Origin of the sequence: Pseudomonas moorei (genome assembly GCF_042846945.1) — a bacterium.
Taxonomy (GTDB): Bacteria; Pseudomonadota; Gammaproteobacteria; order Pseudomonadales; family Pseudomonadaceae; genus Aquipseudomonas; species Aquipseudomonas moorei.
In genome coordinates, this window is sequence record NZ_AP035776.1 from 804284 (window position 1) to 825802 (window position 21519).

Annotated in this window: 19 protein-coding genes; 10 read left to right on the top strand and 9 right to left on the bottom strand. The window is 60.0% G+C overall.

The window, feature by feature from the left end:
• Window positions 1–171: 171 nt before the first annotated feature.
• The 4 genes from ACGJAX_RS03865 (at window position 172) to ACGJAX_RS03880 (ending at window position 3369) form a co-directional block, all read left to right on the top strand.
• Window positions 172–768 (top strand): fasciclin domain-containing protein, encoded by a 597-nt coding sequence (locus ACGJAX_RS03865; RefSeq protein ID WP_390957458.1) that lies wholly within the window; start codon window positions 172–174, stop codon window positions 766–768.
• A gap of 55 nt (window positions 769–823) precedes the next feature.
• Window positions 824–1468, top strand: a complete 645-nt coding sequence (locus tag ACGJAX_RS03870; protein ID WP_090327580.1) for an RNA polymerase sigma factor — start codon at window positions 824–826, stop codon at window positions 1466–1468.
• Window positions 1465–2139, top strand: a complete 675-nt coding sequence (locus tag ACGJAX_RS03875) for an anti-sigma factor domain-containing protein (RefSeq protein WP_248916665.1) — start codon at window positions 1465–1467, stop codon at window positions 2137–2139. The genes ACGJAX_RS03870 and ACGJAX_RS03875 overlap by 4 nt, the downstream gene beginning before the upstream one ends.
• A 132-nt stretch (window positions 2140–2271) precedes the next feature.
• The gene (locus ACGJAX_RS03880; RefSeq protein WP_390957459.1) at window positions 2272–3369 is read left to right on the top strand and encodes an RHS repeat-associated core domain-containing protein; all 1098 of its coding nucleotides are present in this window, start codon (window positions 2272–2274) and stop codon (window positions 3367–3369) included.
• Window positions 3370–3420: 51 nt separating this feature from the next.
• Here the strand turns inward: ACGJAX_RS03880 and fdhA are convergent, their stop codons facing one another.
• The 8 genes from fdhA to ACGJAX_RS03920 all read right to left on the bottom strand — a co-directional run bounded on the left by fdhA (window position 3421) and on the right by ACGJAX_RS03920 (window position 13536).
• Window positions 3421–4620: a formaldehyde dehydrogenase, glutathione-independent gene (fdhA, locus tag ACGJAX_RS03885; RefSeq protein ID WP_090325828.1), complete on the bottom strand. Its 1200-nt coding sequence runs from the start codon at window positions 4618–4620 to the stop codon at window positions 3421–3423.
• Window positions 4621–4820: 200 nt separating this feature from the next.
• Window positions 4821–5678 carry a formyltetrahydrofolate deformylase gene (gene purU, locus ACGJAX_RS03890; RefSeq protein WP_047534304.1) on the bottom strand — a complete coding sequence of 286 codons (858 nt, stop codon included), beginning with the start codon at window positions 5676–5678 and terminating at the stop codon, window positions 4821–4823.
• A gap of 155 nt (window positions 5679–5833) precedes the next feature.
• Window positions 5834–6466, bottom strand: coding sequence for a sarcosine oxidase subunit gamma (locus tag ACGJAX_RS03895; RefSeq protein ID WP_090325831.1), 633 nt, complete (start codon window positions 6464–6466; stop codon window positions 5834–5836).
• A gap of 156 nt (window positions 6467–6622) precedes the next feature.
• Window positions 6623–9640: a sarcosine oxidase subunit alpha gene (locus tag ACGJAX_RS03900; protein ID WP_090325834.1), complete on the bottom strand. Its 3018-nt coding sequence runs from the start codon at window positions 9638–9640 to the stop codon at window positions 6623–6625.
• Entirely contained in the window at window positions 9637–9966 is a 330-nt protein-coding gene (locus ACGJAX_RS03905) for a sarcosine oxidase subunit delta (protein WP_047534309.1), read from the bottom strand. The genes ACGJAX_RS03900 and ACGJAX_RS03905 overlap by 4 nt, the downstream gene beginning before the upstream one ends.
• A gap of 14 nt (window positions 9967–9980) precedes the next feature.
• Window positions 9981–11231 (bottom strand): sarcosine oxidase subunit beta, encoded by a 1251-nt coding sequence (locus tag ACGJAX_RS03910; protein ID WP_007980419.1) that lies wholly within the window; start codon window positions 11229–11231, stop codon window positions 9981–9983.
• 23 nt (window positions 11232–11254) lie between these two features.
• Window positions 11255–12508 carry a serine hydroxymethyltransferase gene (gene glyA / locus ACGJAX_RS03915; protein WP_090325837.1) on the bottom strand — a complete coding sequence of 418 codons (1254 nt, stop codon included), beginning with the start codon at window positions 12506–12508 and terminating at the stop codon, window positions 11255–11257.
• 284 nt (window positions 12509–12792) lie between these two features.
• On the bottom strand, window positions 12793–13536 hold the full coding sequence (locus ACGJAX_RS03920; protein WP_390957460.1) for a TraX family protein: 744 nt from the start codon (window positions 13534–13536) through the stop codon (window positions 12793–12795).
• 131 nt (window positions 13537–13667) lie between these two features.
• Between ACGJAX_RS03920 and ACGJAX_RS03925 the strand changes: the two genes are divergently transcribed.
• From ACGJAX_RS03925 to ACGJAX_RS03945, 5 genes are all read left to right on the top strand, one after another.
• Entirely contained in the window at window positions 13668–14708 is a 1041-nt protein-coding gene (locus ACGJAX_RS03925; RefSeq protein WP_090325840.1) for a low specificity L-threonine aldolase, read from the top strand.
• A 209-nt stretch (window positions 14709–14917) separates the two neighbouring features.
• Entirely contained in the window at window positions 14918–15742 is an 825-nt protein-coding gene (locus tag ACGJAX_RS03930; protein ID WP_390957461.1) for an SDR family oxidoreductase, read from the top strand.
• A 142-nt stretch (window positions 15743–15884) separates the two neighbouring features.
• Window positions 15885–16370: an Hcp family type VI secretion system effector gene (locus tag ACGJAX_RS03935; RefSeq protein ID WP_248916698.1), complete on the top strand. Its 486-nt coding sequence runs from the start codon at window positions 15885–15887 to the stop codon at window positions 16368–16370.
• Window positions 16367–17839 carry a hypothetical protein gene (locus ACGJAX_RS03940; protein WP_390957462.1) on the top strand — a complete coding sequence of 491 codons (1473 nt, stop codon included), beginning with the start codon at window positions 16367–16369 and terminating at the stop codon, window positions 17837–17839. The genes ACGJAX_RS03935 and ACGJAX_RS03940 overlap by 4 nt, the downstream gene beginning before the upstream one ends.
• Window positions 17836–18222, top strand: coding sequence for a hypothetical protein (locus tag ACGJAX_RS03945; RefSeq protein ID WP_390957464.1), 387 nt, complete (start codon window positions 17836–17838; stop codon window positions 18220–18222). Before ACGJAX_RS03940 ends, ACGJAX_RS03945 begins: the two co-directional genes overlap by 4 nt.
• A 209-nt stretch (window positions 18223–18431) precedes the next feature.
• Here the strand turns inward: ACGJAX_RS03945 and gbcB are convergent, their stop codons facing one another.
• Window positions 18432–19532, bottom strand: a complete 1101-nt coding sequence (gbcB, locus tag ACGJAX_RS03950; protein WP_247254500.1) for a glycine-betaine demethylase subunit GbcB — start codon at window positions 19530–19532, stop codon at window positions 18432–18434.
• A gap of 295 nt (window positions 19533–19827) precedes the next feature.
• Here gbcB and gbcA point away from each other — a divergent pair, with 295 nt between their 5' ends.
• A complete protein-coding gene (gene gbcA, locus ACGJAX_RS03955) occupies window positions 19828–21123 on the top strand; it encodes a glycine-betaine demethylase subunit GbcA (RefSeq protein WP_090325846.1) in 1296 nt (431 codons plus the stop codon).
• Window positions 21124–21519: the final 396 nt, after the last annotated feature.

Below are 21519 nucleotides of genomic sequence, written 5' to 3' on the forward strand. Positions count from 1 at the left end.
TACTTCCTGAGTCAACGCGTTGTCCTGGAGTCCATCGCGAGCGGGCTCGCTCCTACAGGGATCAGGTTCATCACAATATTTTCCCGGTGCTGCATCCAGCTTGCCCCCACGCCCGTATATCAAGCACGGACAGACATTCCTGGCCGATTCTCCCCCAAAAGGATCATCACCATGATACGCACCTCGATCAAAACACCGTTGATTGCCAGCCTGCTGACCCTGGCCCTTGGCGGCACCTTCGCCCTGACCACCACCGCGCAAGCCGCCACCATGAGCCACGACAGCGTGATGGTCGGTGGCCAAAGCATGCTGCCGAGCAAAGACATCGTCGATAACGCGGTCAATTCCGCCGACCACACCACCCTGGTCGCCGCCGTGAAGGCCGCGGGTCTGGTCGACACCCTCAAGGGCAAAGGCCCGTTCACCGTTTTCGCTCCGGTCAATTCGGCATTTACCGCCCTGCCCGCCGGCACCGTCGACACCCTGCTGAAACCGGAAAACAAAGCCACCCTGACCAAGATCCTCACTTACCACGTGGTCGCCGGCAAACTCGACATGATGACCCTGGCCGAGAAGATCAAGGCAGGCGGCGGCAAGACCGAACTCACCACCGTCGCGGGCGGCAAGCTATGGGCAACGATGAACGGCCCGCACAACATCACGATCAAGGATGAAAAAGGCGACGTCGCCGACATCACCACCTATGACGTGTACCAGTCCAACGGCGTAATTCAGGTCATCGACAAAGTCCTGATGCCGAAAAGCTGAGCCATGTCGCCGGCCCCGTGCCTGGGGGCCGGCGGTTTTTCCGGGGTATCCGCTGGTGAATGGAACAACTGCGCACCGTGAACTAACCTCTGCCTGCAACCGGCACCCTACGCCGCCGACCATCGCCGACTTGATTGCCTGGAGAACCGCTATTTCCATCGCCGACGCCGATCAGCTCAGGCAGCTCCTGGCCCAGTGCTCACTGGGTGACCGCCGCGCGTTCGAGACGCTTTACCGCAGCGTAGGCCCGCGCTTGCATGGCGTGGCCCTGCGTTTCATGGGGCGCCCGGACCTGGCCGAAGAAGTGCTGCAGGAAAGCTTCGTGCGGATCTGGAACAACGCCTCGCGCTACGAACCGCATCTGTCGGCGCCGTTGACCTGGATGATCAACATCACCCGCAATCAGGCCATCGACCAGCTGCGCAAACACCGTGATCGGCCGTTGAGCGATCTCGAAGAACAATCACTGGTGGATGAAACCCCATCGGCCCACGAACAGTTGAGCAGTGCACGCGAGGCCAGCGCCCTGAAGCGCTGCCTGGACAGCCTCGAAGGCATGCAGCGCCAATCGATCACCATCGCCTACTTTCAGGGAATGTCCGGCGCCGAACTGGCTGAACACCTGGCGGCGCCGCTGGGGTCGGTGAAATCCTGGATCCGCCGTGGCATGGAACGCCTGCGCAGGTGCCTCGAATCATGAACTATCAAACGCCATCCCTGCGCCGCGCCCTCGCTGCCGATTACGCCATCGGTCTGATGCCCTCGGCCGCGCGTCGACGCTTCGAACAACTGCTGCTGGAAGACGCGGCACTACGCGTGGAATTGGCGCAATGGCAGCAAAGCCTTGCCAGCCTCACCGATACGCTGCCTGAGCAACCGGTGCCGGATCGCGTGTGGAAAGGCATTACCGCGCGCATCGAACCGCAGGTCCTGCACTTGCCGCACAAACGCCCGTTCTGGAACTGGCTGCGGGCAACAGCGGCGATTGCCTCGCTGGTGATTGCCGTGACCATCGGCATGATCTACACCCGCGACGACGTGCGCTACAGCGCAACCCTGGCCAGCGCCGATGCGCAGCCGGCATTACGGGTCCAGGCGCACGCCGATTACCTGCAAGTCGAACCGCTGGCATTGGCGGCGATCACACCGCAGCAAAGCCTGGAACTGTGGGCGATACCGGCCGACGGCAAACCGGTTTCCCTCGGGGTGATCCCGGCGGGCGGCAAAGGCAAGGTTGAACTGAGCGACGCGCAGAAAGCACTGATCGGCAAACCGATTGCATTGGCGGTCAGTCTGGAGCCGAAGGGCGGCTCGCCGACCGGGCAACCGACAGGGCCGGTGTTGTATCAGGGGGCGTTGGCGGCGTTGTAATGGCCCCTCGCCACAAGGACCTGTGAACACTGCGCAAGTACAGCTCTACTATCAGTTCTGCTAGTAGGCAGCCCTGGCCGATTGCGCCACAGTGAAACCCTGAATGGCCGGATATTTCAGGGAGCCCTCACCATGCCGTCCAATCGCGGCACCGTGTTGTGCCGCTACCACTACGACCCGCTGGATCGACTGGCCGCCAGCACGCCCTCGGCGCAGGCAAGCGCTCAGCGCTTCTACCTGAAAGACCGCCTGACCACCGAGATCCAGGGCGCCGTGCAGCGTTCGATCATGCAGCACGAGGATCAACTGCTCGCGCAGCGAGAGCGCCAAACCACCGCCGTGCACACCCATCTCCTGGCCACGGACCAGCAACGTTCGGTGCTGAACCTGCTGGACGCCGTTGCCCGGCATGCGCTGGCCTACACACCTTACGGGCATCGTCATTGGCAGAACGCCTTGCTCAGCCTGCTCGGTTTCAACGGCGAACGGCGGGATCCGCTTACGGGTTGGTATTTCCTGGGTAATGGTTATCGAGCGTTCAATACGGTGTTGATGCGGTTTAACAGTCCGGACAGTTGGAGTCCATTTGGGAAGGGTGGGGCAAATGCGTATGCGTATTGCGTGGGGGATCCGGTGAATCGCATGGATCCGACAGGGCATGCCTGGAACTTTGTGAGAGCCGCCCTGCGATTTTTTGGATTAAGAAGAAGCAATATGCAGGATATCCAGAATGCACGCTCCAGCCTCAGTTCGCCCAGAGTTGCATCTCATACGGCGACGGGCTTTCAAAACCCCTTGGCAAATACGCTTAGCCCCTATCCCGGCGCCAAGACCCCTGCGTGGACGACCCAAGACAGATTGGCGTTTGCCGGTACGGAAGCGCGCCACCCGGGTGCGCCCCGCTCTGCTGCCTCACAAGAGTCCTTAACTACATTTCCAGGTGACAGCCCTAACGTATCCCCGAGACCGATCCATACACGGCGCATGGGGAATATCTTTGAAGTGGGACAATCTGGCCAATTATTACCACTCTATGGCAGCAATCAATCCATTAACTCGATCAGCAGCAGTGGATCCACGTTCGATCCTTCCCCTCCCTACTCTGCCCCCTTACCTCCTCCGAACTATGGAGCAAGCGAGCTACCTTCTTATCAGCAGGCGTTAGTCAACAAAACGTGGCTGGATAATTTATCCAAACGACAAAGTGACGTAAGACGAAATTCAACATAAACGAACAAAAAACGGCGACCCGAAGGTCGCCGTTTTGTTTTGCCAGAAGCTTTACGCCGCACTAAACATCTTGTGCGGATCAATCACAAACTTCTTCGGCACGCCGGCATCGAACTCGCCATAGCCCTGCGGCGCCTGATCCAGGCTGATCACCTGCACGCCCACCACTTCGGCAATATTGATGCGGTCCCACATGATCGCCTGCATCAGCTGGCGGTTGTACTTCATCACCGGGGTCTGGCCGGTGTGGAAGCTGTGGGATTTGGCCCAGCCCAGACCGAAGCGGATGCTCAGGCTGCCCAATTTCGCGGCGGCGTCGACGGCACCCGGATCTTCGGTGACATAGAGGCCAGGAATGCCGATCTTGCCGGCCACACGTACCACGCCCATCAGCGAGTTGAGGACGGTGGCCGGGGCTTCGTGTTTCACGCCGTCATGGCCGTGGCCGCGAGCTTCGAAGCCTACGGCGTCAATGGCGCAATCCACTTCAGGTTCACCCAGCAGCGCGGCGATCTGTTCGTGCAGCGGGGTGTCCAGGGACAGGTCGGCGATTTCGAAACCCTGGGCCTTGGCGTGAGCCAGGCGCACGGTGTTGACGTCACCGACGATCACCACAGCGGCGCCCAGCAGGCGAGCCGAAGCGGCAGCCGCCAGGCCAACCGGACCAGCGCCCGCAATGTACACGGTGCTGCCTGGGCCAACGCCCGCCGTCACGGCGCCGTGGTAACCGGTCGGCAGGATGTCGGAAAGGCAGGTCAGGTCACGGATTTTCTCCATGGCCCGGTCGCGATCGGGCAGTTTCAGCAGGTTGAAGTCGGCGTACGGCACCATGGCGTATTCAGCCTGGCCACCGGTCCAGTCGCCCATGTCGACATAACCATAAGCACCGCCCGGACGGGCCGGGTTGACGCTCAGGCACACGCCGGTGTGCATTTCCTTGCAGGAACGGCAGCGCCCGCAAGCCACGTTGAACGGCACGGACACCAGGTCGCCGATTTTCAGGTTCTCGACGTCACTGCCTTTCTCGACCACTTCACCGGTGATCTCGTGGCCCAGCACCAGGCCGGTTTGTGCCGTGGTACGGCCGCGCACCATGTGTTGGTCGGAGCCGCAGATGTTGGTGGAAACCACTTTGAGAATGACCCCGTGCTCGATCTTGCGACCGCGCGGGTCCTGCATTTTCGGATAGTCGATTTTCTGTACTTCGACCTTGCCAGCGCCGAGATACACCACACCACGATTGCCAGACATGCTTTCACCTCGCTGTTGTTTTTATGGAACCGCGTTGCCCAGGCAGGCAGCGCGTTAAGTGCTCGGGTACAGATGCTGTTTCTTGTCTTGCTTGTAAGGGCCACATCGCTGGCAAGCCAGCTCCCACAGTGGACGGGGTGTACGCAAACTCTGCGAACGACATAAAACCCTGTGGGAGCTGGCTTGCCAGCGATGGCGATCTAAAGAACGACCGTACGATTGGCGTTGAGGAACACCCGTCGCTCAATGTGATAACCAACGGCCCGCGCCAGGGTCAGGCCTTCGATATCCCGTCCCTTGGCGATCAGATCTTCCGGGTAATGACTGTGATCCACCACCTCGACGCCCTGGGCGATGATTGGCCCTTCGTCGAGGTCGTTGTTGATGTAGTGCGCGGTCGCGCCGACCAGTTTCACGCCTTTGTTGTAGGCCTGGTGGTAAGGCTTGGCGCCCTTGAAACCCGGCAGCAGCGAGTGATGAATGTTGATCGCCTTGCCATCGAGTTTGCGGCACAGCTCCGGCGACAACACTTGCATGTAGCGGGCAAGGATCACCAGTTCGGCGCCGGACTCTTCGATCACCTGCCAGACCTGACGCTCCTGGGACGGCTTGTCGTTCGGGTCCAGCGGGAAGTGGTAATACGGAATCTGGTGCCAGTCCGCCAAGGGCTTGAGGTCCGGGTGGTTCGACACCACGGCAACCACGTCCATCGACAACTGGCCGATGCGCTGGCGGTAGAGCAGGTCGTTGAGGCAGTGATCGGCCTTGGACACCATGATCACCACTTTCGGCCGGTAGTGCGGCGGGGTCAGCTCGAAGGCCATGCCGAAGGCTTCACCGCGGGCCTGCAAGCCTGCGCGGAAAGACTGCTCATCGAAACCGTCGGGCTGACGGAATTCCACGCGAATGAAGAAACGGCCCGAAAGCCGGTCATCGAAGGAATGGTGTTCGGTGACGTAGCAGCCCTGCTCGAACAGAAAGCGCGTCACCGCGTCCACCGTGCCGAGGACGCTGGGGCAGTCAGCGGTCAGAATCCATGTGTCTGGGGCGCGGCTCATAGTGCGGTGACTCCTGAGACATCGATAAGCGAAACGGCTTGCTGTAGGAGCGAGCCTGCTCGCGATGGACGTTAACGATGACGCGTTCTCACTGATACGACGCGCCGCTCTCAAGTCCATCGCGAGCAAGCTCGCTCCTGCAAGGTCGGTTGTGGTCAGGCCTGAACGCTCAGGCCATATTCCGCAGCTGCATCCTGCAACCACAACCACCAGTAATCCGAGAAACTGCGACGAATCAGCAGTTCCCAGGTGTCTTCGGCGGTGTGACGGATCACCAGTTGCGACTTGGCGAACACCGTGCCAACCGCCTTGCCCACCGGGAAGTTGTTGGGGTGCACGTCGTAGCTGGTGGACTTCATCAGCACCTGGCGCACATTCGGGCCGCTCAGTTCGAGGATCTGCTGCCCGCCGCTGACGTTGACGATCTGGATGTGCAGCTTGCCCAGCGCTTCACGCAGTTTTTTCTCGGCGGCGAACTCTTCACCGGTCGGCACGATCAGCAGCCATTCATCCGGCCCCATCCATTGCAGGCTGGTTTCGCCTTTGACGATGACGGTCAGCGCGCCCGGCAGTTCAATGCCCAGGGCCTTGTGCACGCCGGCAGCGAACGCTGCGTCATGGCCATCGCCACGGATGGTCAGGTGACCGAGGAGTTTTTTCTCACGCACGGTCACGCCGGCGTTCTTGCGACCCTTACCCACCAGGCTGGCGAGGTCGGCATGATGCAGCGACGACTCGGCCTTGGCCCCGGAGGTTGGGCGTTGTTGGTAAACATTGGCTGCGGTCATAAAGCACCTTTTCCTGAATTCTGTTGGTTCCGGCCTATGTGGTGGCAGGTCTACCGCTATCGCGAGCAGGCTCGCTCCCACATTTGACCGGGTTCCCCTGTGGGAGCGAGCCTGCTCGCGATAGCGGCGGCACAGTCACCACAGGGCCCGAGGCCGTCAAACGTTCTGGCGTTCGCCTTTCGGATCGAAGAACACCGAAGAAACGATCTCCGCTTCGATCACGCTACCGTCCGCCAGTGGCGCAAACACACGCTCGCCCATGCGGTTCAGGCCGCCCTTGACCACGCCCATGGCAAACGAATAGCCCAGGGAGTTGTGCGCGTAGCTGGAGGTCACGTGACCGACCATGGTCATCGGGATCGCTTGCTTGGTGTTGAACACCAGTTGCGCACCCTCCGGCAGCCATTTGGTCGGATCGATCGGTTTCAGGCCGACCAGCTGTTTGCGTTGATCACGCACGCAGTCTTCGCGGTTCATGCCACGCCAGCCGATCCACGAGAACGGTTTGGTGCGACCCACGCACCAGCCCATGTTCAGGTCGTCCGGGGTCATCGAGCCGTCGGTGTCCTGACCGACGATGATGAAGCCCTTCTCGGCCCGCAGCACGTGCATGGTTTCGGTGCCATAGGGCGTCAGGTTGTACTTCTTGCCGGCATCGACAATCTTCTCCAGCACACCCATCGCATAGTCGGCCTGCACGTTGACTTCATACGACAGCTCACCGGTAAACGAAATCCGGAACACCCGCGCCGGCACGCCACCGACCAGACCTTCTTTCCAGGTCATGAACGGGAAGGCTTCGTTGCTCAAGTCGATGTCGGTGACTTCACTGAGCAGCTTGCGGCTGTTCGGCCCGGACAGGGTCATGGTCGCCCAGTGGTCGGTCACGGACGTGAAGTACACCTTCAGGTCTGGCCATTCGGTCTGCTGGTAGATCTCCAGCCATTGCAGCACGCGTGCGGCGCCGCCCGTGGTGGTGGTCATGACGAAATGGTTGTCGGCCAGGCAGGCGGTCACGCCGTCGTCGAACACCATGCCGTCTTCTTTGCACATCAGGCCGTAGCGCGCCTTGCCCACATCGAGCTTGGTCCAGGCGTTGGTGTAGATGCGGTTGAGGAACTCACGCGCATCCGGGCCCTGGATGTCGATCTTGCCCAGGGTCGACGCGTCCAGGAGGCCGACGCTGTCGCGCACGGCTTTGCATTCACGCTTGACCGCGGCATGCATGTCTTCACCGGATTTCGGGAAGTACCAGGGACGTTTCCACTGACCGACGTCTTCGAACTCGGCGCCGTTTTTCAGGTGCCAGTGATGCAGTGCGGTGAAACGCACCGGCTCGAAGATGTGCCCACAGTGACGACCGGCCACGGCGCCGAATGTCACCGGCGTGTAGTTCGGGCGGAACATGGTGGTGCCCATCTGCGGGATGGTCACGTTCAGCGAACGGGCGGCAATCGCCAGGCCGTTGACGTTACCGAGCTTGCCCTGGTCGGTGCCGAAGCCCAGCGCGGTGTAGCGCTTGACGTGCTCGACCGACTCGAAGCCCTCGCGGGTCGCCAGTTCGATGGCGGCGGCGGTGACGTCGTTCTGCAGGTCGACGAATTGCTTCGGCGCCCGTGCGGTGTTCTTTTCATGGGGCACCTGGAACAGCGCCAGGGTCGGCTCTTCCAGACGGGTCAGGGCCTTGGGCAGCGTCGCTTCGACCGGGCCGAAACCGGCTTCGCTGGCCGCGCGCACGCCGCCTTCAAAACCGTCTGCCAGGGAATCGCCCAGGCCATAGACGCCGTTGATGCCACCGACGCACACGCGTTTCTGCGGTGCTTCACCCGGTACGAAACCAAGGATGTCTTCACGCCAGATCGGCTTGCCACCCAGGTGCGATGCCAGGTGAACCACCGGGCTGTAGCCGCCGGAACTGGCGACCAGGTCGCACTCGAGCCATTCGCCAGGGCTGGTGACCTTGTGCCCTTTGACATCAATCGCGGCCACGCGGGCAGCGGTCACGCGCTTGCTGCCACGGGCTTCGATCACGGCGCTGCCGGTGAGGATGCGGATGCCCTTGGCGCGTGCTTCTTCCACCAGCGCCCCACGCGGGTTGCTGCGAGCATCGGCGACGGCCACGACTTGCAGGCCGGCGTCGAGCCAATCCAGGGCCACACGGTAGGCGTGGTCGTTGTTGGTGCTCAGGACAAGCTTCTTGCCCGGCGCCACGCCGTAACGGCGTACATACGTCGAGACAGCACCGGCCAGCATGTTGCCCGGCACGTCGTTGTTGCCGTAGACCAGCGGACGCTCGTGAGCACCGGTTGCCAGTACGACACGCTTGGCGCGAACGCGGTGGATGCGCTGACGCACCTGGCCAATCGGGGCACGGTCGCCGAGGTGATCGGTGAGGCGCTCGTGAATGGTCAGGAAGTTATGGTCGTGATAGCCGTTGACCGTGGCGCGCGGCAACAGCAGCACGTCCGGGGTGTTCTTCAGCTCGGCGATGACGCTGGCGACCCATTCCAGTGCAGGCTTGCCGTCGAGGCTTTCGCGGGAGTCGAGCAGGCTGCCGCCGAACTCTTCCTGCTCATCAGCCAGGATCACCCGGGCGCCACTGCGTGCAGCCGCCAGTGCAGCGGCCAGACCCGCAGGGCCGGCGCCGACGATCAGCACGTCGCAGTGCTGGTTCATGTAGTCATAGGTGTCCGGATCGTTCTCGGTCGGCGAACGGCCAAGACCGGCGGCCTTACGAATGTACTTCTCGTAAGTCATCCAGAACGATTGCGGGTACATGAAGGTTTTGTAGTAGAAGCCCGGCGGCATCAGCTTGCCGCCGACCTTGCCGAGGATCCCCATCATGTCGTTGTTCACGCTTGGCCAGCCGTTGGTGCTGGTGGCGACCAGGCCTTGGTACAGCGCTTGTTGCGTGGCGCGTACGTTCGGGATCTGCGTGGCTTCGGTAGCGCCGATCTGCAGCACGGCGTTCGGCTCTTCGGCACCGGCGGCGAAGATGCCGCGCGGACGGGAATACTTGAAGCTGCGACCAATGATGTCAACGCCATTGGCCAGCAGTGCAGCGGCCAGTGAGTCGCCTTCGAAGCCTTTGTAGCTCTGGCCGTTGAAGGAGAACGTCAGGACTTTGTTGCGGTCGATCCGTCCGCCGTTGGACAGGCGATTGATCTGGCTCATACCTTCTCTCCCAGAGCCGTGCTGGCCGCTTTCGGGCTATCGGTCTTGTCGGTGAATTGTGGCTTGGTGCCGATCTTGTAGGTTTCGAGAATCTCGTAGGTCACGGTGTCGCGGGTGGCGTTGAAGTACTGACGGCAACCGGCGGCGTGAATCCACAGTTCATGGTGCAGACCGCGAGGGTTGTCGCGGAAGAACATGTAGTCGCCCCACTCCTCGTCGGTGCAGCTGTTCGGATCCAGTGGACGCGGGATGTGCGCCTGGCCGGATGCGTGGAATTCCTCTTCGGAGCGCAGTTCGCCGCAGTGAGGACAGAAGATATGCAACATGGGGATTTCTCCTGTTAGTGGGCAACCGCAGCAGCGCCGTGTTCATCGATCAACGCACCGTTGTGGAAACGGTCGATGGAGAAAGGGGCGGCCAGCGGGTGCATTTCACCCTTGGCCAGACTCGCGGCAAACACGTTGCCCGAGCCAGGTGTTGCCTTGAAGCCACCGGTGCCCCAACCGCAGTTGAAGAACATATTCGGTACCGGGGTTTTCGAGATGATCGGGCATGCATCCGGCGTGGTGTCGACGATGCCGCCCCACTGACGGTTCATGCGTACGCGCGACAGCACCGGGAACATTTCGACGATGGCCTGGATGGTGTGCTCGATCACCGGGTACGAACCACGCTGGCCGTAGCCGTTGTAGCCGTCGATACCGGCGCCGATCACCAGGTCGCCCTTGTCGGACTGGCTGATGTAACCGTGTACGGCGTTGGACATGATCACGCTGTCGATAATCGGCTTGATCGGCTCGGACACCAGCGCTTGCAGCGGGTGGGATTCGATCGGCAGACGGAAACCGGCCAGCTTGGCCATATGCCCGGAGTTACCGGCGGTGACCACGCCGACGCGCTTGGCGCCGATGAAGCCCTTGTTGGTTTCGACACCGATGCACACGCCGTTTTCCTTGCGGAAACCGATCACTTCGGTCTGCTGGATCAGGTCCACGCCCAGTGCGTCGGCGGCCCGGGCAAAGCCCCAGGCCACGGCATCGTGACGAGCCACGCCGCCGCGACGCTGGACGGTAGCGCCCATCACCGGGTAGCGGGTGTTCTTCGAGCAGTCGAGGTACGGAATCTCGTCGGCCACTTGCTTGGCATCGAGCAGTTCGCCATCGACGCCGTTGAGGCGGTTGGCGCTGACCCGACGCTCGGAATCACGGATGTCCTGCAGGGTATGGCACAGGTTGTAGACGCCGCGCTGGGAGAACATCACGTTGTAGTTCAGGTCCTGGGACAGGCCTTCCCACAGCTTCATCGCGTGTTCGTACAGGTGCGCCGACTCGTCCCACAGGTAGTTGGAGCGAACGATGGTGGTGTTGCGCGCGGTGTTACCGCCGCCCAGCCAGCCTTTTTCGACCACGGCCACGTTGGTGATGCCGTGCTCCTTGGCCAAGTAGTAGGCGGTCGCCAGACCATGCCCGCCACCGCCGACGATGACCACGTCGTAGACCTTTTTAGGGGTCGGCGTGCGCCACATCCGCTGCCAGTTTTCGTGGTGGCTGAGAGAGTGTTTGAAGAGGCCGAAGCCCGAGTAGCGTTGCATAGTCATTTACTCCAAAACCGCACTCAGCGATAAACCGGGAAGTCCGCGCACAGGGCTGCCACATGCTTGGCGACGTTGGCCTCGACATCGGCATCGCCGAGGTTGTCGAGGATGTCGCAGATCCAGCCGGCCAGCTCGGTGCACTGAGCGACCTTGAAGCCACGGGTCGTTACCGCCGGGGTGCCGATGCGCAGGCCGGAGGTCACGAACGGCGACTGCGGGTCGTTCGGGACAGCGTTCTTGTTCACGGTGATGTGGGCGCGACCGAGTGCTGCATCCGCGTCTTTGCCGGTGAGGCCCTGACGGATCAGGCTGACCAGGAACAGGTGGTTATCGGTGCCGCCGGACACTACATCGTAGCCGCGTTTGATAAATACGCCGGCCATGGCCTGGGCGTTATCGATGACTTGTTGCTGGTAGGCCTTGAAGCCTGGCTCCAGCGCTTCCTTGAAGCACACCGCCTTACCGGCGATCACGTGCATCAGCGGGCCGCCCTGGGCGCCGGGGAATACCGCGGCGTTGAGTTTCTTCTCGATCTCTTCGTTGGCCTTGGCCAGGATCAGGCCGCCACGTGGACCGCGCAGGGTCTTGTGGGTGGTGGTGGTGACCACATCAGCGTACGGCAGCGGGTTCGGGTACAGACCGGCGGCAACCAGACCGGCCACGTGAGCCATGTCGACGAACAGCAGTGCACCGACCTTGTCGGCGATCTGACGGAAACGCGGGAAGTCCAGGGTCTTGGAGTAGGCGGAGAAGCCGGCGACGATCATCTTCGGCTTGTGCTCGACGGCCAGACGCTCGACTTCGTCGTAGTCGATCAGACCGGTCTTGGTATCGATGCCGTACTGCACCGCGTTGTACAGCTTGCCCGAGGACGACACTTTGGCACCGTGGGTCAGGTGACCGCCGTGGGCCAGGCTCATGCCGAGAATGGTATCGCCTGGCTGAATCAGGGCCAGGTACACGGCGCTGTTGGCCGAAGAGCCGGAGTGCGGCTGCACGTTGGCGTAGTCGGCACCGAACAGTTGCTTGGCGCGTTCGATCGCCAGGGCTTCAACCTTGTCCACGTGCTCGCAGCCACCGTAGTAGCGCTTGCCCGGATAGCCTTCGGCGTATTTGTTGGTCAGGCCGCTGCCCTGGGCCTGCATGACCCGTTTGCTGGTGTAGTTCTCCGACGCGATCAGCTCGATGTGATCTTCCTGACGTTGCTCCTCGGCATTCATCGCCGCCAGCAGTGCATCGTCGTAACCCTGGATCTGGTCTTGCTTGCTGAACATCGCGTCTCTCCCAGCGGCATCTATGCGCCATTCGTCTCGGTAAGGCACCGGTGTTTCGGCAGTGCCCTTTGATAGCGATGGTATGACCGGCGCAGGCAGGCCAAATGCCTACGGACGCCACGTAAAGGTGCGTTTACGACATGGCGGGAAATGACGGGGCGGCCGCTCTTCTCAAATCAGTGAGAAACCCTGTGGGCTCTGGCTTTCCAGCGATGACGGCGTCACATCCAGCCTTGATGGCGACGGGTCCACCGCTATTCGCTGGCAAGCCAGCGCCCACAGGGTTATACGGCGAACTGGCGGACGAGTAGCAGCACAAGGAAATGCACCGGATAGAGGGCATAAGCCCAACGCCGCATCGGTGGTGGTTTTACGCCCTTGGCATGTCGCAACAAGAACAGCCCCAGCCAGGGCGCGATCAGGCAGGTGACGATGGCCGGAAGGGCCGCGGGGTTGCCCAGCCGTGCGGCGTAATACAGCACTTGCCATTGATTGGCCGCCAGACAAACCAGCCCCGGCAATAGCGCGAAATACCAGGGACGACGGATCACCAGCAACAGCGCCAGCGGCAACAGCACACCAAAGAAACCGAACATCAATCGCGACCAGAACACCACCGCCAGCAGCAGAGCGACAACCGCCAACAGTCGCGCCTGAAGCCCCCGCGTTTGCCAGCCCCGTGCCACCAGCAGGCCCAAGGCCAGGGTGGGCAACACGTTCAAGGTGTCGGGATCGGGAATGTACATCCGGTAAGGCACTTCGCTCAGCGCACTGAACAGCAGCAACCAGCCCAGATAGCGCCATTGCCCCTGGGTGTTCACGGTCGGCGCGCGAGCCAGATTCGCCGCCATCGCCAGGCAAAACCACGGGAACGCCAGGCGCCCCGGCACATACAGCAGATCGACGGAATAACCGACATAGCGCAGGTGGTCGAGCACCATGCTCAGCAGCGCCAGCCACTTGAGCAAATCGAGTGCACCGTCGCGCGGCTTTAACTGCCGCTGTGTCATGTGCATCGCCAGGTGCATAATTGCCCGGCATCCCCGTATTTTTCAGACAGTGACATCCCGTGTGCTCCCCGGACGATCTTCGGTAAAGTGCGCACCATCATTGACCACGAGACACTTCACCATAGGCGTCTCGACCACGGAAGCAGGCCATGACCGATAAGAGCCAACAATTCGCCAGCGACAACTACTCCGGCATTTGCCCTGAAGCCTGGGCTGCCATGGAGCAGGCCAACCATGGCCACCAGCGCGCATACGGCGACGACGAATGGACCGCTCGCGCGTCCGACTATTTCCGCAAATTGTTCGAAACCGACTGCGAAGTGTTCTTCGCCTTCAACGGCACCGCAGCCAACTCCCTGGCCCTGTCGTCGCTGTGCCAGAGCTATCACAGCGTGATCTGCTCGGAAACCGCCCACGTCGAAACCGACGAATGCGGGGCGCCGGAATTCTTTTCCAACGGCTCCAAACTGCTGATCGCCCGCACCGAAAACGGCAAGCTGACTCCGGAATCGATCCGCGAAGTCGCTCTCAAGCGCCAGGACATCCACTACCCGAAACCCCGCGTCGTGACCCTCACCCAGGCCACCGAAGTCGGCAGCGTCTACACCCCGGACGAAATCCGCGCCATCAGCGCCACCTGCAAGGAACTGGGCCTGAACCTGCACATGGACGGCGCGCGGTTCTCCAACGCCTGCGCGTTCCTCGGCTGCTCGCCAGCGGACCTGACCTGGAAGGCCGGCGTCGACGTGCTGTGCTTCGGCGGCACGAAAAACGGCATGGCCGTAGGCGAAGCGATCCTGTTCTTCAACCACAAACTGGCCGAAGACTTCGACTACCGCTGCAAACAGGCCGGGCAACTGGCGTCGAAGATGCGTTTCCTCTCCGCGCCCTGGGTCGGGATCCTGGAAAACGACGCCTGGCTCAAATACGCCAACCACGCCAATCGTTGCGCGCAATTGCTGGCCGAGCTGGTCAGCGACATTCCCGGCGTGGAACTGATGTTCCCGGTGCAGGCCAACGGCGTGTTCCTGCAACTCTCGGAACCGGCCATCGCCGCGCTGACCGCCAAGGGCTGGCGCTTCTACACATTCATCGGCAACGGCGGCGCACGCTTCATGTGCTCCTGGGACACCGAAGAAGAACGCGTTCGGGAATTGGCCAGGGACATCCGTGAAGTGATGTCGCACTAACAACCTTGGTTTGCACTGCCCCCTGTGGGAGCGAGCTCGCTCGCGATGAGGCCAGCCCATCCAACAATGATGTCAGCTGACACACCGCCATCGCGAGCAAGCTCCCACAAAAGCCCAACCCACTCACCCTCATCATTCGCACCTGAAGACTTCGTCTACATTGTTTGTCGAGCCCATCCGCTCTCATAACAATAATCAGGAGCGCAAGCATGTCCCTTCAAGGCAAAACGCTGTTCATTACCGGCGCCAGTCGCGGGATTGGTCGGGAGATCGCCCTTCGGGCCGCACGCGATGGCGCAAACATTGTGATTGCCGCCAAAAGCGCCGAACCGCACCCCAAGCTGCCCGGCACCATTTACAGCGTGGCCGAGGAAGTCGAAAACGCGGGTGGCAAGGCGCTGGCCTTGCAAGTGGATGTGCGCGATGAAGTCGCCGTGCACCAGGCCCTGGCCCAGGCCAACGAACATTTCGGCGGCATCGATGCACTGGTCAACAACGCCGGGGCGATCAAGTTGACCGGTGTGCAGCACATCGAACTCAAGCGCTTCGACCTCATGCACCAGATCAACACCCGCGCCGTGCTGCTGTGCAGCCAGGCCGCGCTGCCCTACCTGAAGAAGTCCGCCGGGCACATCCTCAACCTGTCGCCACCACTGAACCTGGCGACCCAATGGTTCGCCCAATACAGCCCGTACACCGTGACCAAGTACGGCATGAGCATGCTGACGCTGGGCATGAGCGAGGAATTCAAGCACTACGGCATCAGCGTCAACTCGCTGTGGCCGCAAACAATGATCGCCACCGCCGCCATCGAGTTTCAGCTGGGGTCACGGGAGTCGTTCAAGCACGCCAGGACGCCCGCGATCATGGCCGACGCGGCACATGTGATTCTGAGCAGCGCGAATCGCAGCCTGACCGGGCGGTTGTTGATTGATGAGGAAATATTGCGGGAGAACGGCGTGACCGAGTTCGAACACTATCGGTTCGCACCGGGCACCAGCGACACGCTGATGCCGGATCTGTTTATCGACTGAACGCGTTAAACACCGATCCTGCCCGTCGGGATCGGTGACAGCTTGCACGCACTGACTCCATTAGGTTTTTTCGGAAACGGACTACATAAACGCTTCGATTCATCGTCGTAAACTGCCTTCTTGACGACAAGGAGTGTTACTTATGGCGAACCCCGGCTACATGACCATCACCGGAAAGATTCAAGGACTCATCTCCGCCGGTTGCTCAACCCCAGCGTCCATCGGGAACAAGTTTCAAGCCGCGCACACCGATGAAATCATGCTGCTGTCTTTCAACCACAACATGTCCAATATCGGGAACAACAATAAATCCACACACAACCCGGTCATCATCACCAAAGCCATCGATAAATCCTCACCGCTACTGGCCCAGGCACTCTCAAAGAGAGAAGAAATCGAATGCACGCTTCGTTTCTATCGCGTGTCTTCGTCTGGTCAGCAGGAGAAGTTTTATTCCGTAGCGATCAGTGGCGGCGTCATTGTTGACCTGACGCTTGAAGTGCCTCACGCGATCATGCAAAACGACGCAGAACCTCAAGAACATCTCGCCATCCGTTATCGTGATATCACCTGGATCCACCACACAGCAGGAACCAGCGGCCACAGTTCGTGGGGCGAAGAGGGGTGACCTCCTATCGTTATGACGTCTGGGACGTCAACGGCGCCGCAAAAAAACTGATTGCGCAGGCCCATACCCTCAGCACCCGCCATCTGCCCCATGGCATACCGCGCATGCAGTTCAATCAGGAAGTGGCCTGGTACGCCAAGCGCATTGCCGACGATGTCGCGCAAGGTCGAAAAACCCCGGAACAAGGCATACAGGCGTTGCTCCGAGAGCAGCGTGATCTGCTCATCCAGGCGCAAGTTGTCACACGCAAAGGCCCCCACGCGATCGTCGATTCGATTGAAAGAATGCCAACTTCAAGGCTCACGCAACCAGGATTGAAACCGGACTCCGAGCGTTTACTGAGGCATGTTCACGCACAAAATCTCAAAACGAATGCCGCCAACACAGCCAACTCGGTCGAGGCAGCCCCGTCGCCGCACCCGGTCCCCGACTTGAATTTCTTCCCCCGCGAGCGCTGGCCTGCGCCCCTCCCGGAACCCGAGCAACCGGGCTTCTACATCGTCCCCAAGAGCACGACCGCTGAAAAACTGGAGGCCCAGCTATTCAGCTCCGCCTCCCCCGCCGTCATCGCCAAATTCAAAACCCTGAATCCGAATCTGGATCAAGTAAAAGCCGGGTCGATGATTGTGCTGAGTGATCCGAATAATCAGCAATGTACTTATGAGGAAGCGTTGTTGATGCAGGCCGCAAAAATTGTCAGCACAGTGCTGGAGCCGCTGACGGTGGAGGAAGCCGACTTTATGGCGCAGCACTATGAGGTGATAAAAAGAACGCTCACTAACGGGTCGCAAGTGATCGGTGTAGGCACAGCCATGGCGGCCAATCACCTGGACGGGGTAAAAACCATCCTGAAAGACATGGAGGCCTTGTACACAAGCACCCTCCAGACAAATGGTCGTCTGAATTCAAAGGCATTCAAGAAGCAGCGCGCCCGCCTACTCAAACGCCTTGACGGAGAACTCACCACGTTGACCAAGAGGAGTATTGGCTTGCCGGATCATCCAAACCTTAAAACCGCCCTTGGCATTGATCACCCTCACCTTTTGCACCGCTGGAGAAAAGCCGGCGGCATCGGCCAGGTTCCCGGTTATGCCACTCATATTCAGGCCCTCACCAAAGCATCGCAATACGTCAAATATGGTGGTTGGATTGGCACAGCTGTGGGCGGTGGAGCGTCAGTCATGAAGGTTCAGGATGTTTGTCGGAATGGAAGTTCCGTGGCTTGTGAAAAGGCGAAGTTCACTGAGAGCGGAAGTTTTTTGGGTGGGTTGGGTGGCGGAATAGTTACCGGCGCAATGACGAACTTAGCTGCCGCGACGATTTGCGTGGGGGTTGGCGTTCCGACAGGGGGGCTCGGTACTGTCCTTTGCGGTGCTCTAGTAGCAGGCGTTGGGTCCTATGCAGGGGGTGTTATTGGCGAAAAGGGCGGTAAAGAGCTCGCAGAGATAGTTTATAAGGTTGTTAAATGACCCTTCGCACTTCAGAAATCATATTTTTATTGATTGGCATTGTAGATTTCACAGGCATCTTCATCCTGCTTGGAATTATGTTATACGTCGCCAAAACAAAAACCGGAACAATATTAAACCATTTGACAAACAGTTCAATTTCCAGCCGAATCATAATGCTATGGCACGGAGGACCATGGGGGCGAATCTACATGATGGGCGAAATTTTCGGCATCATGAGAAATCCCGAAATTTACATTCACGCCGGAACACTTAGCGCAAAAGACATGGAAAAGTTCCCTCACAAGCTAAGGCAAAACTTAATTACCCTGCATAAATACGTTTTTATATTCTGGGCCGTAATGATGTGCCTGGGTTTGGTTGCTTGGCTAGGCCTTGTTTAATACCAAGGAAAATTAAGCACAAAAGATATTCAGAATTCCCCACCAAAACTAAAACGCACACTACTTACACTGCATAGATACCAGAAAATTTTCGGCTTTACATTCATGGGCTTTGGCTTACTCGCCACATTCAAACTAATTTAAAACCAACCATTAATCCCCCTTCGATCTCCCCTGCGGGGAGATCGGCCAATGCCTACAGACTGCTCTCAGAACTCGATCCGCACATCCCCCTTCGGCACGCTGCAGCACGACAAAATGTACCCGTCGGCCTCGTCTTCCTCGGTGATCCCGCCGTTGTGCTCCATCTCCACTTCGCCGCCCAGTTTCAGTACCTTGCACGTGCCACAGATGCCCATGCCGCAGGCTTTCGGGATCATCAGGCCGACTTTCGCGGCAGCGGCGTGTACGGTCTCGCCCGGTGCCACGCGAATGCTCTTGCCCGAGGCAATGAACTCCACCTCATGCAGATCTGCGTCATCCACCTCCGGCGCATCGGCGGCCTGCTCGGCATTCTCCACAGCATCGGCGATCGCCTCCGGCGGCGTGGCGCCGAAGGACTCCTCGTGATAGTGCTTCATGTTGAAGCCGGCGTTCTCCAGCAGGCGCTTGACCGCATTCATGTACGGCGTCGGGCCGCAGCAGAATACTTCGCGCTCTAGGAAGTCCGGGACCATCAGTTCCAGCATCTTGTGGTTCAAATAACCGCGATAACCAGCCCATGGCTCGCCGAAGCCATGTTTTTCGCAAATCAGGTGCAGGCTGAAATTCTCGATCCGCGCTGCCATGTGTTCCAGCTCGCGGTGATAAATGATGTCCTTCGGCGAACGGGCGCTGTGGATAAACGCCATGTCGACATTGCCGTTGGTGTCGAAGAACCAGCGCGCCATGGACATGCACGGCGTGATGCCAACGCCGCCGCTGAGGTACAGCACTTTAGGGTTCGGGAAGTCGATCGCGTTGAACAGCCCGACCGGACCGTGCACGGCCAGTTCGTAGCCTTCGTGCAGGGTGTCGTGCAGCCAGTTCGAAACCTTGCCGCCCGGCACGCGCTTGATGGTCACCGAAAAGCTGTACGGCACCGATGGCGAGCTGGAAATGGTGTACGAACGCATGATCGGCTGGCCTTCGATTTCCAGCTCCAGGGTGACAAACTGCCCCGGCTTGAAGAAGAACATGATCGGCTGGTCGGCCATGAAGCAAAAGGTGCGCACATCCCAGGTTTCCTGGATGACTTTGACGCAACGGACGATGTGCCGACCATTGGCCCAGGTCTGGGTGGTTACCGGGTTCAGGAAGTTGTTGGACATGCTGATCTCCACGGCCGACTGTCGGCCTTCATGATGGCGATTCTGCGTATAGCGCGAACCACCCATTTACCTATCTGCGACATTCACATGCTTATCGCGACCAGCCCCCAACTACCGGGGCTTGCGCGTCGGGAACAGATTGCACCATGTCGCCCATGGATAAGGTTCTGGCCAGCGCCGGCCCCACACTCGCCCCATACCAAGACACAACCTTTACACCTTGCGTAGCAAACCTGAGCAGCACACCTGATTAGCCACTTTCGCCGGCCACGCAGATGGCCTTGAGGATTAAACGATGGACGTCACTACTACCCTGAGCCTGGGCGATCCGCTGGAACCCGCACGCAAGGCCACCGCCCAGATGCTGCAAGAGCGCGAGCGCACGTTCTCGCTGCCGCAGCCGTTTTACTCTGACGAGCGCCTGTTTGATATCGACATGCAGGAAATCTTTCAGAAAGAGTGGCTGATCGCCGGCATGACCTGCGAGATCCCCACCAAGGGCAACTACCTGACGCTGCAGGTCGGCAAGAACCCGATCATCGTGATCCGTGGCGCCGAAGGCGTCGTGCATGCGTTCCATAACGTCTGCCGTCACCGTGGCTCGCGCTTGTGCACCAGCGACAAGGGCAAGGTCGCCAAACTGGTCTGCCACTACCACCAGTGGACCTACGAACTCGACGGTCGCCTGCTGTTCGCCGGCACCGAGATGGGCGCCGACTTCGACATGAACCAGTACGGCCTCAAGCCGGTGAACGTGAAAACCGCGGGTGGCTACATCTTCATCAGCCTGGCGGACAACCCGCCGGCCATCGACGACTTCCTGTCGACGCTCAGCCATTACATGGAACCGTACGACATGGAAAACACCAAGGTGGCGGTGCAAACCACCTTGATGGAAAAAGCCAACTGGAAACTGGTGCTGGAAAACAACCGCGAGTGCTACCACTGCGGCGGCTCACACCCGGAACTGCTGAAAACCCTGCTGGAATGGGACGACGTCACCGACCCGCGCGCCGACCAGGCGTTCAAGGACCATGTCGCCGCCTCCGCCGCTGCCTGGGAAGCCGAGAAGATCCCTTACGCCCACGCCAGCTTCGGCCTGCGTAACCGCATCGTACGCATGCCGCTGCTCAAGGGCACCGTGTCGATGACCATGGACGGCAAACAAGGCTGCGCCAAGCTGATGGGCCGCATCAAAAACCCCGACCTGGGCTCCATGCGCATCCTGCACCTGCCGCACTCGTGGAACCACTGCATGGGCGACCACATCATCGTGTTCACCGTGTGGCCGATCAGCGCCCAGGAAACCATGGTCACCACCAAGTGGATCGTGCACAAGGACGCCGTCGAAGGCGTGGACTACGACGTAGAGCGCATGCGCAAAGTCTGGGACGCCACCAACGACCAGGACCGTCGCCTGGCCGAAGAGAACCAGCGCGGCATCAACTCCACCGCTTATCAGCCTGGCCCTTACTCCAAGACGTATGAGTTTGGCGTGGTGAACTTCGTGGACTGGTACAGCGAGCGGATGCTGAACAATCTGGGGGCTGAGCCGGCGCCTTACCTCAAAGGTGTCCCTGTCCAAGGTTAAATATCCCACTCTCTAGGAGCCTGCTCACGATGGACGCATGAGCACCGCGGGATAACTGATACCCCGCGTTATCGTTCACGACCATCGCGAGCAGGCTCGCTCCTCCAGGAGCCTGCTCGCGACGTTTACTCCCGCCATTACCCTCTTCCCTTTAGCACTGTACGAAATATGATCTATTCCGTTCGGCGCTATACAGTGCGCGCCTCCCAGCCTTTCGCGAACAAGTTATCCACATCTCCACCCACAGCAAATGGGGACAACTGTGGACAGGTTCGAAATTTTCTCCACAGAAACCGAAGAAAATCCGTGACTTATCCGGAATCACGGTTTCCCGCCGCGCCTGATCAATTTTTGACCAAATCCATGAAGACCACGTATTACTTAGCCTGTAGCGGA